13 protein-coding genes are annotated in these 14,335 nt (G+C 66.0%); all 13 read left to right on the top strand.

All coding sequences use genetic code 11. From position 1 onward, the window contains the following. Positions 1 to 83 precede the first annotated feature (83 nt). Entirely contained in the window at positions 84 to 3,347 is a 3,264-nt protein-coding gene (locus ACLJEU_RS24880) for a DUF1800 family protein (protein WP_414661302.1), read from the top strand. Between the two features lie 8 nt (positions 3,348 to 3,355). After that, positions 3,356 to 4,813: a DUF1501 domain-containing protein gene (locus ACLJEU_RS24875; RefSeq protein ID WP_414661303.1), complete on the top strand. Its 1,458-nt coding sequence runs from the start codon at positions 3,356 to 3,358 to the stop codon at positions 4,811 to 4,813. Continuing rightward, entirely contained in the window at positions 4,810 to 5,355 is a 546-nt protein-coding gene (locus tag ACLJEU_RS24870; RefSeq protein WP_414661304.1) for a hypothetical protein, read from the top strand. The genes ACLJEU_RS24875 and ACLJEU_RS24870 overlap by 4 nt, the downstream gene beginning before the upstream one ends. Positions 5,356 to 5,787: 432 nt before the next feature. Continuing rightward, positions 5,788 to 6,285 carry a type II secretion system major pseudopilin GspG gene (gene gspG / locus ACLJEU_RS24865; protein WP_414661305.1) on the top strand — a complete coding sequence of 166 codons (498 nt, stop codon included), beginning with the start codon at positions 5,788 to 5,790 and terminating at the stop codon, positions 6,283 to 6,285. A gap of 54 nt (positions 6,286 to 6,339) precedes the next feature. Beyond that, a complete protein-coding gene (locus tag ACLJEU_RS24860) occupies positions 6,340 to 6,951 on the top strand; it encodes a type II secretion system protein (protein WP_414661306.1) in 612 nt (203 codons plus the stop codon). Continuing rightward, complete coding sequence (locus tag ACLJEU_RS24855) at positions 6,932 to 7,465, top strand: prepilin-type N-terminal cleavage/methylation domain-containing protein (RefSeq protein ID WP_414661307.1); 534 nt, start codon at positions 6,932 to 6,934, stop codon at positions 7,463 to 7,465. Before ACLJEU_RS24860 ends, ACLJEU_RS24855 begins: the two co-directional genes overlap by 20 nt. Continuing rightward, complete coding sequence (locus ACLJEU_RS24850) at positions 7,462 to 8,142, top strand: prepilin-type N-terminal cleavage/methylation domain-containing protein (protein ID WP_414661308.1); 681 nt, start codon at positions 7,462 to 7,464, stop codon at positions 8,140 to 8,142. Before ACLJEU_RS24855 ends, ACLJEU_RS24850 begins: the two co-directional genes overlap by 4 nt. A gap of 215 nt (positions 8,143 to 8,357) precedes the next feature. Further along, positions 8,358 to 9,500 (top strand): hypothetical protein, encoded by a 1,143-nt coding sequence (locus tag ACLJEU_RS24845; RefSeq protein ID WP_414661309.1) that lies wholly within the window; start codon positions 8,358 to 8,360, stop codon positions 9,498 to 9,500. Between the two features lie 2 nt (positions 9,501 to 9,502). Beyond that, on the top strand, positions 9,503 to 10,678 hold the full coding sequence (locus ACLJEU_RS24840) for a hypothetical protein (protein ID WP_414661310.1): 1,176 nt from the start codon (positions 9,503 to 9,505) through the stop codon (positions 10,676 to 10,678). Continuing rightward, positions 10,675 to 11,217, top strand: a complete 543-nt coding sequence (locus ACLJEU_RS24835) for a hypothetical protein (protein WP_414661311.1) — start codon at positions 10,675 to 10,677, stop codon at positions 11,215 to 11,217. Before ACLJEU_RS24840 ends, ACLJEU_RS24835 begins: the two co-directional genes overlap by 4 nt. Positions 11,218 to 11,396: 179 nt before the next feature. Continuing rightward, positions 11,397 to 12,548 carry a DUF3570 domain-containing protein gene (locus tag ACLJEU_RS24830; RefSeq protein ID WP_414661312.1) on the top strand — a complete coding sequence of 384 codons (1,152 nt, stop codon included), beginning with the start codon at positions 11,397 to 11,399 and terminating at the stop codon, positions 12,546 to 12,548. Between the two features lie 261 nt (positions 12,549 to 12,809). Next, positions 12,810 to 13,802 carry an FAD:protein FMN transferase gene (locus tag ACLJEU_RS24825; protein ID WP_414661313.1) on the top strand — a complete coding sequence of 331 codons (993 nt, stop codon included), beginning with the start codon at positions 12,810 to 12,812 and terminating at the stop codon, positions 13,800 to 13,802. Continuing rightward, on the top strand, positions 13,789 to 14,334 hold the full coding sequence (locus ACLJEU_RS24820) for a TlpA family protein disulfide reductase (RefSeq protein ID WP_414661314.1): 546 nt from the start codon (positions 13,789 to 13,791) through the stop codon (positions 14,332 to 14,334). The genes ACLJEU_RS24825 and ACLJEU_RS24820 overlap by 14 nt, the downstream gene beginning before the upstream one ends. The last annotated feature ends 1 nt before the right edge of the window (position 14,335 follow it).

Genomic DNA, 14,335 nt, shown 5'->3' with positions numbered 1-14,335 from the left:
CTGGACTTGGCCCGATCTTTTTCCATGATGCGGGCCTCTTCCCCGGAAACCCTCACTCCGGAACCAGCGTTTCACCCCATCCGATGAAAACTATCAAGGGCGCGTGCCTCGTGCTTTTTGCCGTCTGCTGTGCGTTCAAATTTGCCGTGGCGGCGGAGTTTGATCAGCGAGTCCTCAACATCTCGACGCGCGCGCAAATCGGGACCGGCGCCAATGCCGCCGTGGTGGGTTTCGTGGTCGGACCGGGCGGTCCGAAAAGCATTCTCATCCGCGCGGTGGGCCCCGGCCTTTCCGCTTTCGGCGTGGGCGGCACCCTCGGCGATCCGCGCATCGACTTGTACGACAGCGCCACGCCGGCCCGGCTCGTCGCGTCGAATGACAACTGGGCCACGACCACCGTCGGCGGCGCGACGACCTTCGGTTCGGTGGGCGCGTTCGGCCTGACGACGGGCAGCCGCGATGCGGCGCTGACCGCCACGCTGCAGCCGGGCTCGTACACGGCGCAGGTCACCGGCGTCGCCAACGCGACCGGGATCGCGCTCGTTGAAGTGTACGACGTCACCGGCACGGCGCGTCTGATCAACCTCTCCACGCGCGCCCAAGTGGGCACCGGCACCGGCATTTTGATCTCCGGCCTGGTCATTGCGCCCGGCGGCGGGGCGCGGAAGATTCTCGTGCGCGCGGCGGGTCCGACGCTCGGCAGCTTCGGCGTGGCGGGCACGCTCACCGACCCGGCCATTGCGATCATTGACGGGGCGAACAACCAGGTCGCGTCGAACGACAATTGGGGCACGGGCAACGTCACGTCGCTCATCGCCGCCTTCACGCAGGCGGGTGCGTTTCAATTCACCACCGGCTCCCGCGACGCCGCCCTGCTCGTCGACCTCGCGCCGGGTACGAGCTACACCATTCAAGTCAGCGGCGTGAATAACACCTCCGGTATCGCGCTGGTCGAGGTGTACGATCTCACCGCGGAAGGCTCCGCGGCAGTGAGTGTCACGGCGTCCACCGCCATCACCGACACCAAGGGCGCGCCTCCCGGCGTGCTGGTGGTGTCGCGCACCGGCAGCACCGCCTCGCCGCTGACGGTCTATTACGAACTGGTCGGTTCCGCCGTCTCCGGCACCGACTTCGCCGCGCTGCCGAACTCGGTCACGATTCCGGCGGGTGCGACCAGCGCCAACGTGGTCATCGCCGCGCTGCCCAACACGGGGGCATCGAGCCTCAATAAAGATACGACCCTCGTCGTCTCGCCCGGCCCGGGTTACACCATCGGGGCGAGCAGTGCGGCAGCCGTGACGATCTTCTACAATCCCGGCACGCTTTACATCGCGTCGCTCCGCACGCCGGCCACGGCGACCGCGTCGACCGCGTTTGGTACGGCCACGGTGCAGTTGAGCGCCGACGACAAGTTTGCCCTGGTCAACGTGACCTTCTCGGGCCTGAGCTCGCCGCAGACGGTCGCCTACCTGCGCTACGGCAACCCGGGCGAAGTCGGCACGGAGATCGTGCGGCTCCCGACCGGGCAGGTGAACGGCATCTCGTGGACCTTCGCGGGCACGGGCGCGTTGAGCGCCGCGGATCTCGTCGCGGGCCTCAAGTCCGGCCGCATCTTCCTCAGCATCGAGTCGGCGAACTACCCGGCAGGCGAATTACGCGGCACGTTTGTCCAAACGAGCGGCACGCTCGCCTTCACGCCGCCGCCGGCACCGCCGGCCCTGGCCGACAGCGCGCTGACCGCGGTCGACGCCGCGCGGTTCCTGGTGCAGTCCACCTTCGGGCCGACCAAGGCCGAGATCGATGCGCTCGCGGGCAAGCGTCGCGCGGATCTCAACGCGTGGATCACGGCCCAACTCGCGGTCGCTCCCTCGCTGCACCTCGCCGCCACCGACGAGGACTGGCGCACGTACACCGCGGTCGGCGAGAACCCGCAGTACTCGCAGCAGAACCGCCAGGCTGCGTGGTGGAAGCTGGCCCTCGGCGCTCCGGATCAGCTCCGGCAGCGGATGGCGTTCGCGCTGAGCCAGATTCTGGTCGTCTCCGACACCAACGGCACGCTCTTCAACAATTCGCGCGCGATGGCGAATTACTACGATCTCCTCGTGAAGGGGGCCTTCGGGAATTTCCGGCAGGTGCTCGAGGACGTCACGCTCAGCCCGATCATGGGCGTCTATCTGAGCTCGCTCCGCAACGGCAAGGCGACCTTCGACGGCCGCGGCACGCTGATCACGGCGGCCGATGAGAACTACGCCCGTGAAGTCATGCAGCTCTTCACCGTCGGCCTCGTGCAGCTCCAGCCGGACGGCACGCTGAAGCTCGATCCGGCGGGCGTCCCGATTCCGACGTACGACAACAAGACGATCACCGAGATGGCCAAGGTCTTCACCGGTTTCGCCTTCGCTTCCGCGAATCCGACGCCGAACTTCCGCGCGGAGCCGACGAATTACCTGCAGCCGATGATGCTGTACCCGGCTTTCCATGACGACAGCCTGAAGACGATCATCGGCGGCGTGACGCTCCCGGCGAATCAGGGCGGGGCGAAGGATCTGAAGGACGCGCTCGACACCTTGTTCAACCATCCGAACACCGGGCCGTTCATCGTCCGCCAGCTCATCCAGCGGCTCGTGACCGCGAATCCAAGTCCTGGTTACATCTACCGGGTCGCGCAGGTGTTCGCCAACAACGGCAGCGGCGTGCGCGGCGATCTCGGTGCCGTGGCGCGCGCGATCCTGATGGACTACGAGGCCCGCTCCAGCGAGGTCGCGGCCACCGCGAGCTTCGGCAAACTCAAGGAGCCGGTGCTGCGCGCGACCGCGATTCTGCGGGCGTTCAACGGCGGCGCGCACAACGGCCGCATCGGGTTCTTCAACCCCGAGAGCAATCTCGCCCAGGCGCCGCTGCGCGCGCCGACGGTCTTCAACTTCTACGAGCCCAACTTCGTGCAGCCCGGCCTGCTGGCGTCCGCCGGCCTGGTCGCGCCCGAGTATCAGCTCGTGACCGACACCACGGCGATCAGCACGCCGAACCAGCTCTGGAATTTCATCTATGCCACGCGCTCCGGCATGCCGGGGACGACGACGACGCTGAACCCGGGCGAGGGCACGCTCGGGGTGTTGCTCGACACTTCCATGCTCGCGCTCGCCCGCACGCCGCAGGCGCTGGTGGATTATGTGAATCTCGTGATGGCTGCGGGCGCGCTGCCCAAGGCCGTCACGGATCGGTTCGTCACCGCGATCGCCGCGATGCCCAACAGCACCGCCACCACTTACGGTGCGACCGACATCGAACGCGTCCGGTCCGCCATCTACCTCGCCATCGCCGTTCCCCAAGGCGCCATCCAGAAATAACCGCCGCCATGACTAGCAAATCCTCCCTGCCCGATCTTTCCCGGCGCAAGTTTCTCGGAGCCTGCTGTGCCTCCGTGGGCACGACGGGCATGCTTTCCTCGCTGGCCCAGCTCCGTCTCATCGGCGCGGTCAGCGACTCCAACTCGGTTCCGTCGACTCCGGCCCGCGCCGGCGCGCCCCAGGCCGACTTCAAGGCGCTGGTGTGCCTGTTCCTTGCGGGCGGCAACGACGCCAACAATCTCGTGGTGCCGACCGATCCCGCCAGTTACGCCGAGTATGCCGCGGGTCGCGGCGTGCTCGCGCTGTCGCAGAGCGCGGTGTTGCCGATCACGACGAAGTCCGGCGATGGCCGCACCTGGGGCCTGCATCCGGCGATGACCGAACTCAAGTCGCTCTACGATCAGGGCAAGTTCGCCGTGCTCGCGAACGTGGGCACCCTCAGCCACCCGCTCACGCAGGCGTTGTACAATTCGCGCCCGGATTTGCGGCCGATGCAGCTGTTCTCGCACAACGACCAGCAGGTCGAATGGCAGACGAGCGTGGCCGACAAGCCGTTCACTGATGTCGCCACCGGGTGGGGCGGACGCGTCGCCGACCTCACGAATGCATTGAATGCGAACAACCGCATCTCGATGTCGCTCACGTTGAACGGCCAGAACACCTTCCAGGTCGGCCGCACCGTGGCGCAGTACGCCGTCGGGCCGGGTGGCGCCATCGCCCTCACGGGCAGCGGCACAGGCACGTCCACCAACGGCCTGCGCACCTCGGCGATGAACGACGCGCTGGCGTTGCAGAATCCGAACCTGTTCGAGACGGCCTTCGGCGGCCTGACCAGCGGAGCGATCAACAACAGCGCACTGCTCTCGTCCGTCATCACGGGCGCGAGCCCTGTCCAGGCGATCTTCAACACGGTGCCGAACACCAGCCTCGCGCAGCAGCTGCACATGGTCGCGCGGCTCGTGAATGCGCAGACCCAGCTCAACCTGAAGCGGCAGATCTATTTCGTCCGCATCGGTGGCTTCGATCTGCACGACAACCAGGTCGTGATCGGCAACACCGTCAGCGGCGCGCACACGAATCTGTTGCGCGACATCAGCCAGTCGCTCGGGGCGTTCTATCGGTCGCTGACGCAGCTTGGCGCGGAGAATCAGGTCACGACGTTCACGGCGTCGGACTTCGGCCGCACGTATAACACGAACGGTGACGGCTCCGACCACGGTTGGGGCAGCCACCACTTCATTCTCGGCGGCGCCGTCAATGGCGGCGACATCTACGGCAAGATGCCCAACTTCGCGATGGGCGGACCCGACGACACGGGCCGCGGCCGCTGGATTCCGTCCACGAGTGTGGACGAATACGCCGCGACGCTCGCGAAGTGGTTCGGCGTCAGCCCGACCAATCTGCCGGTGGTGCTGCCGAACATCGGGCGATTCGCCAAACCCGATCTCGGCTTCATGAGCGCATGACGGGCCGGAACGCGCCGCGGATTGTCTTCGTCGTCGCCGTCATCATCGGCGGCATCGTGGGCTGGCTGGCGTTCCGCCGGCTGCCCGTGCTCACGCCGAGCGCGCCAGCGCCGACGGCGCCCGCCCCCGCGCCTACGTCCGCGCCGTCCACTCCTGCGCCGGCCGCCGCGAAACCCGCCGAGCCGCCGCTGGAGGGCGAGAGCCGGCTGGCGGACAATCTGAACGCGGCAGGCGGGACGATTCAGCGCGATCTCGAGATCGTGAACGAGCTTTTCGGCGCATGGCAGACGAACTTTCCGCGCACGGGCAATCCGGTGGGCGAAAACGCCGAGATCACCGCGGCCCTCGCGGGCAGCAATCCGTTGCGCTTTGCGTTCATCCCGCGAAATCATCCGGCGATTAATGCCGCGGGCGAACTCTGCGACCGCTGGGGCACGCCGTTTCGTTTTCACCAGATCAGCGGCCGGCAAATGGAGATTCGCAGCGCGGGCCCGGATCGAAAATTTGCAACGAGCGATGACGCGCAGTGGAGCGTGCAGTAAGGCCGTTTCCCACGAGCTGCCCGCCGGGAGCGCAGGCCTCCGGCCTGCATGGTTTGATTTCTCCTGAAGCGGGCGGGACGCCTGCGCTCCCGGGAGGCGACGATCTGCAACGGCGCGCCGGGTCGTAAATTTTCGACGAATGATGAGGTGCGGGAGCGCGTGCAGTTCGCGCTGAGTGGGTCGGTTTTCGATCGCGATTCAGCACAGCTCCATACCTGCGGCCGGCGTCGATTTCCGCCCGCCGTCCCTCGCAAAACACGCGTTTTTCAGAGGAACGTGCCCCGGAAGAGCAGGCCTCCGGTCTGCATCATCGATCGCATCGGAAGTCGGCGGGACGCCGGCGCTCCCGGCTCACGCTCGGATTCAATTGCAACCATGCCTCCGGTGGGCGCGTCTCGACATCGCTCGGCACGTTAACATCGTTTCCTCGTCATGCGTCCTTCATCCCAACCCTTCGGGCATCACGCCCTCCGTCGTCCAGGGCAGCGGCGTTTGTCGCGGCAGACTGGTTTCACCTTGCTCGAGATTCTGGTGGTGCTCGCGATCATCGGTCTCCTCGCCGGTCTCGCGATCACGAACGTCGACAAGATCTTCGGCGGGGCGCAGGGCACGACGGCCAAGCTCTTCGTCAACCAGACGATGAAGACGCCGCTCACGACCTATCGCATTCACATGGGTAGTTATCCGACCTCGGCCGAAGGCCTGCAGGCGTTGATCACGGCGCCGTCCGCCAAGGCGGAAAAGTGGAACGGTCCCTATCTCACTGACGGCAAGATCCCGCGCGATCCTTGGGAAGAGCCGTACCAGTATGCGTTTCCCGGCACCCGCAACAAGGACAGCTACGATCTCTGGTCGAAGGGGCCGGACAAACAAAGCGGCACCGCGGACGACATCGGCAACTGGGAGTCGGGCACGACGGCCGAGAAGTAATTTTTCCGGCGACGGATACCCGGACTGCCGGGGGTGTCTGCTGATTCCCTCACCGTGCCTGCGTCCTCTGAATTTTGCCCGGCAGTACCCGCGGCCCGCCGGCGGCAACCCACCCGCGGCTTCACGCTGCTCGAGGTTCTGCTCTCGATTGCGATCATCGCGTTGCTCGCCGGTGTACTGGTGGGCGGATCAGCGCACTTGTTGAGCGAACAGCCCGTGACGCCGCATGAGATTTTTTGGAAAGCGGTCCAGGAGGCGCGCAAGACCGCGCTGAAGTCCGAGCACGAAATCCGGCTGAAGTATGACAAGGAGAAGCGGCAGTTCCTGCTGATCGACGGTCTCGCGCCGGCGACGCAGGGGGCCGACGGCCTGCCGCTGGAGGAGAAGCCATTGAAAGTGTTCCCGCTGCCGCCGGCGACCGCGACGCCGCTGACGATTGAATTTCTCGGTCCGGTCTCCAAGGGCGGCGGCAACGCGATTCTTGTCGGCGGCGTGCTGCTCGAATCGCAGCCGATCGCGTACGCGACGTTCTATGCGGACGGCACCTGCACCGCCTTCCGCGCCCAGTTCGCCCGTGGCGGAGGGGCGAGCATCCAGACCATCGATCCGTGGACGTGTGCACCGATGCTCCCGCCGCCCGATCCCAATGCGCCACCGGGATTCTGACTTCACGCGATCGAGTCGGACACGCTGGCGATGCGACGTTCGGCGCGCGTGGCGCACGTCGCGGTGCGGGGCGTTCACGCTCGTGGAAGTGCTCGTGGCGCTGGTCGTGTTCGCGATGGCGGCCGTCGTGCTCGGGGCGTCGTATCTCAATATCCTCAACAGCTACGAAGTCGTTTCCCGGGGCGTGCTCGTGAACGAGGACTTTGCGTTTGCGCGGCAGCAGGTCGTGAACGAGCCGGATCGCAAGAAACTCGAGCAGGGCGGCGAGTTTGAAACCACCAGCGGCGCGCGCCTGAAGTGGACCGTGGAGATCACTTCCACCGCGATGCCCAACGTGTTCACCGTCGCGATGGAGTGTGAACTCTCCGACCCGACCGGTCTCGCGCCGACGAAGCGCACGCAGACGTTCACCGTGCTGCGACCGACGTGGGTGATCGATGTCGCGGAGCGCGACAAATTGAAGGCGGACATCAAAACGCGGATCCTGGAAATCCAGGGCAAGAAGACGCCATGAGCCGCCGCGTTTCACTTTCGTTCCGATCCCGCCGGTTGCCCGCGCGTGGTTTCACGCTGATTGAAATCCTGCTAGCGCTCGCGCTCGTCGCGCTGTTGCTCGTCGCGCTCAACACCTTCATCTTTTCGATGAGCGAGCTGTGGGGGCAGAAGACCGAGCCGCGGTTGTTCGATCAACATGTGCGCGCCGTCACGCGGTTTCTCGAACACGAGCTGCGGGCGGCGTCGCTGCCGCCGGCCGCGCGACCCAACTCGACGCCGATCGGGCTGCAGGAAGTGCGGCCGCAGAACGGCATCATGGAAAAGATGCTCACGTTCGAACTCCCGGCGGGCAGCCGCCTGTTCACGTGGCCGGAGCGGCCGCTGCCCGAGGTGGTGTGTTCGTTTCAGGCGCGGCCCAACGAAGGCCTTGTGCTGCTGTGGCACTCGCGGCTCGAGAAGAACTTCGAATCCGATCCGCCGCGCGAGACCGTCGTCTCGCCGCTCGTCACCGGCTTGCTCTACGAATATTTTGAGGCCGACACGAATCGCTGGACGAAGGAAACGGCGTTGAAGCTGGACCCTCAGGGCCAGCCGATGACGCCGCAGCGACTGCGGCTGCAATTCACGTATGCGAAGATGAAGCGCGAGAGCGTCGTCACGCTGCCCACGCTCGGGGAGGGGCTGCCGGTATTCTGATCATGAGTACGATCACGAATTCACGTTTCACGCGGTGCACCCCCAGCGGGCCGTGGGTGAAACCGGAAACCGGAAACCGGAGACCGGGGACTGAAAACCGGAAACCGGAGACCGGAGACCGGAAGCCGGCACGGCACGGCGTTCCGTTTGAGTGGAACGCTGGGGCGCGGGAGCGATGCTTGGCGCAGCGGTCACGGGGCTCAACCACCGGCTCGGTGCTGGTGATCGTGATGGTGTCGCTGCTCTTCGCGACGTTTGCGCTGATTGCTTTCATGGAGAAGGCGAGCGTCGACCTGCTCGTCGAGCAGCGGGAGGCGGTCACGCGGCGGTTGCGGTCGGAGGCGTATTCGGCGCTCGAGGTGACCCTCGCGGTGCTCAGCGAATTTCGCGAAGTCGGCAACGGCCTGAAGAGTCCGGCGGAAGGGTGGGGCGATCCGCTCGCGTTTGCCGGTTACACGCCGTCCGACGATCGCGCGGTGGAAATCGCCTTCGACGATGAAAGCGGAAAAATTTCCCTGCCGCGCGCGAATGCGCTGATTCTCACCAATCTCTTCAAGAACTGGGGCATCACGCAGCCCGACGCCGAGGGGCTCGCGGACGCGCTGCTCGGGTGGATGAAGCGCAATCACGTGTACACGTCGGGTGTGCAGCCGAACTACGAAACGGGGCCGATTCCATATCTTCCGCCTGGGCGCTCCCTGCGTTCATTTCACGAACTCGGCGCGATCGAGAAGGTGCGCGAGCTGTTCTACGACGCCGACGGCCGGCCCAACGACAACTGGAAGCGCTTTGCCGACAGCGTGTCGCTCTACGATTTTCCCCGGCCGAACCTCAACGGCGCGAAGGCCGACACGCTCGCCGCGATGGGGCAGTTCGACGACAACCAGCGCAAGAACCTCGGCGATTACCTCAGCGGGTCGGGCACGTATGCCAGACAGGGTCCGCAGTTTTTCCAGGCCCCCAACGAGGCGCAGCGGATTGCGGGACCGACCGGCGACACGACCGCGTTTGCGGCGACGATCAGTGCGTTGCGGATCACGGTGACGGTGCGTGACGGGCAGACCGTGTATAAACTTTCCACTGTGATCGCGCCGCCTGGCGGAGCCACGACGGTGCAGACCACGGCGACGGAGGGCCGGACGCAGTCCACCGGGGCCACGGCGCAAACCGCGGCGCAACAGCAGGCCCGGCCCAACGCCGGGCAGGCCAGCGCCCGGCCTGGCACCGGCACCGCCGCGGCGGGCACAGCGCAACAAAACGCCGCCGCACGGAACCTGCGGTATCCTTTTACGCTCTTGGAAATACGGGAAAATGATGAGATTCCTCCTCCGCCCACGCCGTTGACTTCCACGATCTGACCATGTGCGCCTCGCCCTTTCGCCTGCTTCGTGCCGGACCGCCGCCTCCCAAGGTGGCGTTCCTCTCCGACGCGCTGTTTTTCACGCGGTCGGTGCCCGTGGCCCGGGAGGCGACGCCCGTTGAGGCCGCGACGCAGGCCGAGCTGGCGCTGGAAAGCCTGTCGCCGTTCCCGTTGGCCCAGCTGTACTACGGCTGGTTCTGGGCCCCCGGTGCGGAAAGTGCGCTGGTGTTCGGTTCGTACCGCCGGCGTTTCACCGGTGAGCAGGTGGCGGCCTGGGATGGAGCCGAGCTGGTATTGCCCGCCTTCTGCGCCGTGCTCGGCGCCCGGATGGAGCCGGCGACCACGGTAATTCTGAGTGCGACCGACGGCCTGACCGCGGTGCACTGGGAGGAGGCGTCGGTGCCGGCCAGGGTGATCCACGCTCCACTGTTGCCCGACGCGACCGAGGACGCGCGCGCGCAGGCCCGCGAGGCATTGTTGCGCGACGTCGGAGGCAGCAAAAAGGTCATCGACCTCGTCTCACCGCTCACCGCCGAGCCCGCGACCAGTGATCGCGAAGTGGTTTTCCGCGGACCGGATTTTGTCTCGCGGCTTTCGGCGAGCGCCGCGGCGGCCCTCGACGTCCGCGACAAGACGGAACTCGCCGCTCTCCGCGGTGCCCGCCAGCGCGACGTCCTGCTGTGGCGAATCATGCTCGGAGCCGCCGCCGCGTTGCTGCTGCTCGTGGTTGGAGAGTTTGCCCTCATCGGCGGCCGCGAGTGGCAGAAGGTTCGCACGCGGCAGTACAACGCCCAGAAGCCGCTCGTGGACAAGATCGCCAACATCCACGAGCTGACCAACCGCATCGAGGACCTCGCGACCAAGCGCCTGCTGCCGATGGAGATGGTCGGGCAAATCGTCGGGGAAAACCTCGAACGCAAGCCGCAGGAAATCCAGTTCACGCGCATGGTCGCGGATCAGTCGCGCGGCCTCTACATGATCATCGTGGATGGCAAGTCCAACAGCCCCGCCCAGGTCACGGCCTACGAGACGACGTTGAAAAACCTGCCGACCGTCCAGAGCGCCGAGGTCAAGTTCGGCCAGGTCACGGGTGAGCGCGCGACGTTCACGCTCACGGTCATCTTCAAACCCGGTTCGATCAACCCCATCGGCAACACGGTGGTTTCCTCCCGATGATTCGCACCGCCCGCGCCTACTTTCTCAGCCGCCTGCTCCGCGAAAAACTTCTGCTCGTCGCGTTCATCGCGATCGGCGTGCTGTGGTGGCTGTCCGCCTTCGGCACGCGTCTCGGCACGTTCTGGCGTGATCAACGTTTGACGACCTCGCGACTCACGGAACAGGCCGAGTGGATCAAGAACAAGGTCGTGATCGAGGAGACCGCGAAGAAGACGGCGTCGCGCCTCGATCCCGCCAAGACACTCAACGGCAACCAGCTCGTGACCACGGTCAGCCAGCTGGCGACCGAGGCGGGCGTGAAAAACGCCCAGACCAGCGGCAGCACGGTGACGACGCCGGCAGGCCAGTTCGCGGTGCATTCCCAGGAGTACGTAATTCGCAACATCGAGTGGGAGTCGACGTTGACCGCGTTCTACACGGCGCTGCAGAAGCGCTCCCCGTACATTTCGATCGAGCGCTTCATCCTGGCCGCCTCGGCGCCGGATTCGCCGCAGCTCACCCTCAGCTTGAAAGTGACGTCGGTCGAGATCACGCGGTGAAACGCGCAGGGCTCACCGTGCCGCCCCGCTTTCGTGTAACTTTTGTTCCCGGCGGGCCGACGAATCCCGGGTGGCGCAGTCGCCCTGATCCATATGAATTGTTACCTTTCCACCGTTGCGCGGGCGTCCGGCCCGAATCCTGTTGGGGCCACTGAACCGATTTCCGCCTGATGAATTTCATGACGCTCACACCTGCACGGACGATGGCGCTGGCGGGTCTCCTGGTCGCGGCGACGCCGCGCCTGGCCCGGGCCGAGGACGCCGTGCGCTACAAGTTTCAGGACTATCAGGAGTCCGGCGGCCGCATCGCGGTGAAGGTGCACGGCGCCGCCGTGGAGAAGGACTTCGGCCAGAGCACGCACCTGAAAATCGAGGGCGTGATCGACGCCATCACCGGCGCGACGCCGAACGGCCAGCCCGCGCCCGCCGGCAGCGATCAGGTGCCGCTGTCGAAGCTCACCGAGCGCCGCAAGGCCTGGAACGCCGCGCTGTCGCAGCAGTTTCAACGCGTCAACGTGGCCGTCGGCGTGGCCAACAGCCGCGAGAGTGATTACGTGTCCAACGGCTGGTCACTCAACACGCTCACCGATTTCAACCAGAAGAACACGACGCTGCTCGTCGGCGTGGCCGGCACCGACGACGACATCCGCGTCTTCTACCAGACGGAGCGCGCGAAAAAACGCACGAACGATGTCGTCGTGGGCGTGACCCAGCTGCTCGATCCGCAGACGTCGCTCACGTTCAACGTCACGTGGGGACGCCAGCGCGGCTACCTCGCGGATCCGTACAAGCTCGTGCAGAAGGAGGTCGAGATTCTGCCCGGCCTGCTGCTGACGCGCACCTTCGGCGAGAATCGTCCGGCCGAGCGCGAGAAGTGGATCGCGCTCGCCGTGATGAATCGGGCGTTTCCCGCGCTGCACGGTGCGGTTGAGGCCAGCTACCGGTATTACCACGACACCTACGGCACCGATGCGCACACGCTCGACTTGAGTTGGTTTCAGCAGCTCGGCGACAAGGTGATCCTGCGGCCGGGTTTCCGTTTCTACGATCAGAGCGCCGCGAATTTCTACTACTACCGGTTGGACGGCACGCCGATCCTTCCCGACTCCGGCCCGCCGCGCGCCAACGGGCCGTTCTACTCGTCGGACTATCGCCTGTCGCAGCTCCAGACCTACACGGTCGGGCTCAAGGCCATCTGGAACATCACCGACGCCTGGCAGGTGGATGCCGCGTACGAACGCTACGACATGCGGGGCAAGGACGGCGTGACGCCCCAGAGCGCCTACGCGCGGGCCAACATCATCACCCTCGGCGCCCGTTTCGGCTGGTAAGGAGGGACGGGGAAACGGGAAACAGGGGACAAATTTTAGAAACAATCACACCAACCGCCCATGGCACCTGCACCCGTTCGTTCTTCGTGGCTACGAGCGCCAGCGAGTGGCCGATCCGCACTCGCGGTGCGCCTGGCCGCGTCCAAGCTGCAAACCGCAGCTCAACTCGCTCCCTTCCTCCTGCCGCGGTCGCCTGTCGCCCGTTTCCTGTCTTCTGTCCCCTGACCCCTGACCCCTGACCCCTGACCCCCGTCTCCTGAAATGGCCTTCATCGCTCAATCGCAACGCACGCCGCCGGCCCCCGCTTCGGATGGGACTGCGGCGGCGTTGCCGTTGCGCAAGCTGAGTTTTCCGGCGCTGGGCACGACCTGCGAGGTGCAGTATGCCGCGCCCAGCGGCGACGCCCAGGCTGCGGGCTTCGAGCGCGCGGTGACGAGCTGGGTGAACGCGTTTGAAACGAAGTACTCGCGCTTCCGGCCGGAGAGCCTCGTCAGCCGAATCAACGCCGCCGCCGGGCGCGAGTGGGTGGAGGTTGATGCGGAGATGGACGGGATGTTGAAGCTCTGCGACACGCTGCACTTCATGACGCAGGGTATCCTCGATCCCACGACGATGCCGCTGATTCGCCTGTGGAACTACAAGGCCGAGACGCCGCGTATTCCGGCCGAGGCGGAGATCGCGGCGGCCCGCGCGTTGGTGGGCTGGAAAAAAGTTCAACGCGCGCCGGGGAAAATCTTTCTGCCCGAGCCGGGCATGGCGCTTGATTTCGGTGGCTTCGGCAAGGAGTACGCCGTCGACCTCGCCGCCCGCATCGCGCTCGACCACGGGATTCCGCACGCGCTGGTGGATTTCGGCCACGATCTCCGCGCCGTCGGTGCGCCGCCCGGCCGCCCCGCGTGGCACATCGGCCTCGAGGATCCGCTCAAGCCCGGCACGTCGGCCGGCAGCATGGCCATCGTCGGCAAGGGCGTGGCGTCGTCGGGTGATTACATCCGCCGCTTCGTCGTCGATGGAAAACGCTACGGCCACATCATCGATCCGCGCACGGGCTGGCCCGTGACCAACGGCTGCCTGCAGGCCACCGTGGTGGCGGCGACGTGCTTGCAAGCCGGCGTGCTGTCGACGACGGCCTTCGTGCTCGGCGTGCCGAAGGGCATCGAGTTCATCCAGGCGGCGCCGGGCGCGGAAGGCCTGCTGGTGGCGGAGAAGTCGCGCGCGCAAACCCGGGGATTCTTCAATTATGTCGTGTCGTAACCTCAGAGCGGGGCATTCGGTTTCCCGATACGTCCGGCTGCTCGCGGCCGTGGTCGCGACGGCGGCTGCAGCCGCGGTGGCGCGGGCCGACGTGAAAGTTGGCGACGTGTTTCCCGGCCTCGCCGAGGCCGGATTGGTTTCGCTCGGCACCGGCGAGATGCCGCCCACCGGCGGGAGAATCGTGCTCGTCGATTTCTGGGCGTCGTGGTGCACGCCGTGCAAGGCGTCCTTTTCAATGATGGCCGATCTGCACCGCGAGTTCTCCGCCCGCGGATTGGTGGTGGCGGCGATCGGCGTCGACGAGAAACCCGCGGCGGCGGTCGCGTTCGCGAAGAAGCTGGCGCCGCCGTTTCCCACGCTCCACGACCGCGAGCAGAAGCTCGTGCGGGCGGTGGTCGTGCCGACGATGCCCACGAGTTATCTCCTCGGCCGCGACGGCCGCGTGCGCTTCGTGCACCAGGGTTTTCACGGCGACGTGACGGCGAAGACGCTGCGCCAGCAGATCGAAACGCTGCTCGCCGAAAACAACTGAA

It is taken from the genome of Terrisphaera buseokensis (genome assembly GCF_047521145.2).
Lineage (GTDB): Bacteria > Verrucomicrobiota > Verrucomicrobiia > Opitutales > Opitutaceae > ER46.
This window is presented reverse-complemented; position numbering and strand designations above follow the sequence as displayed.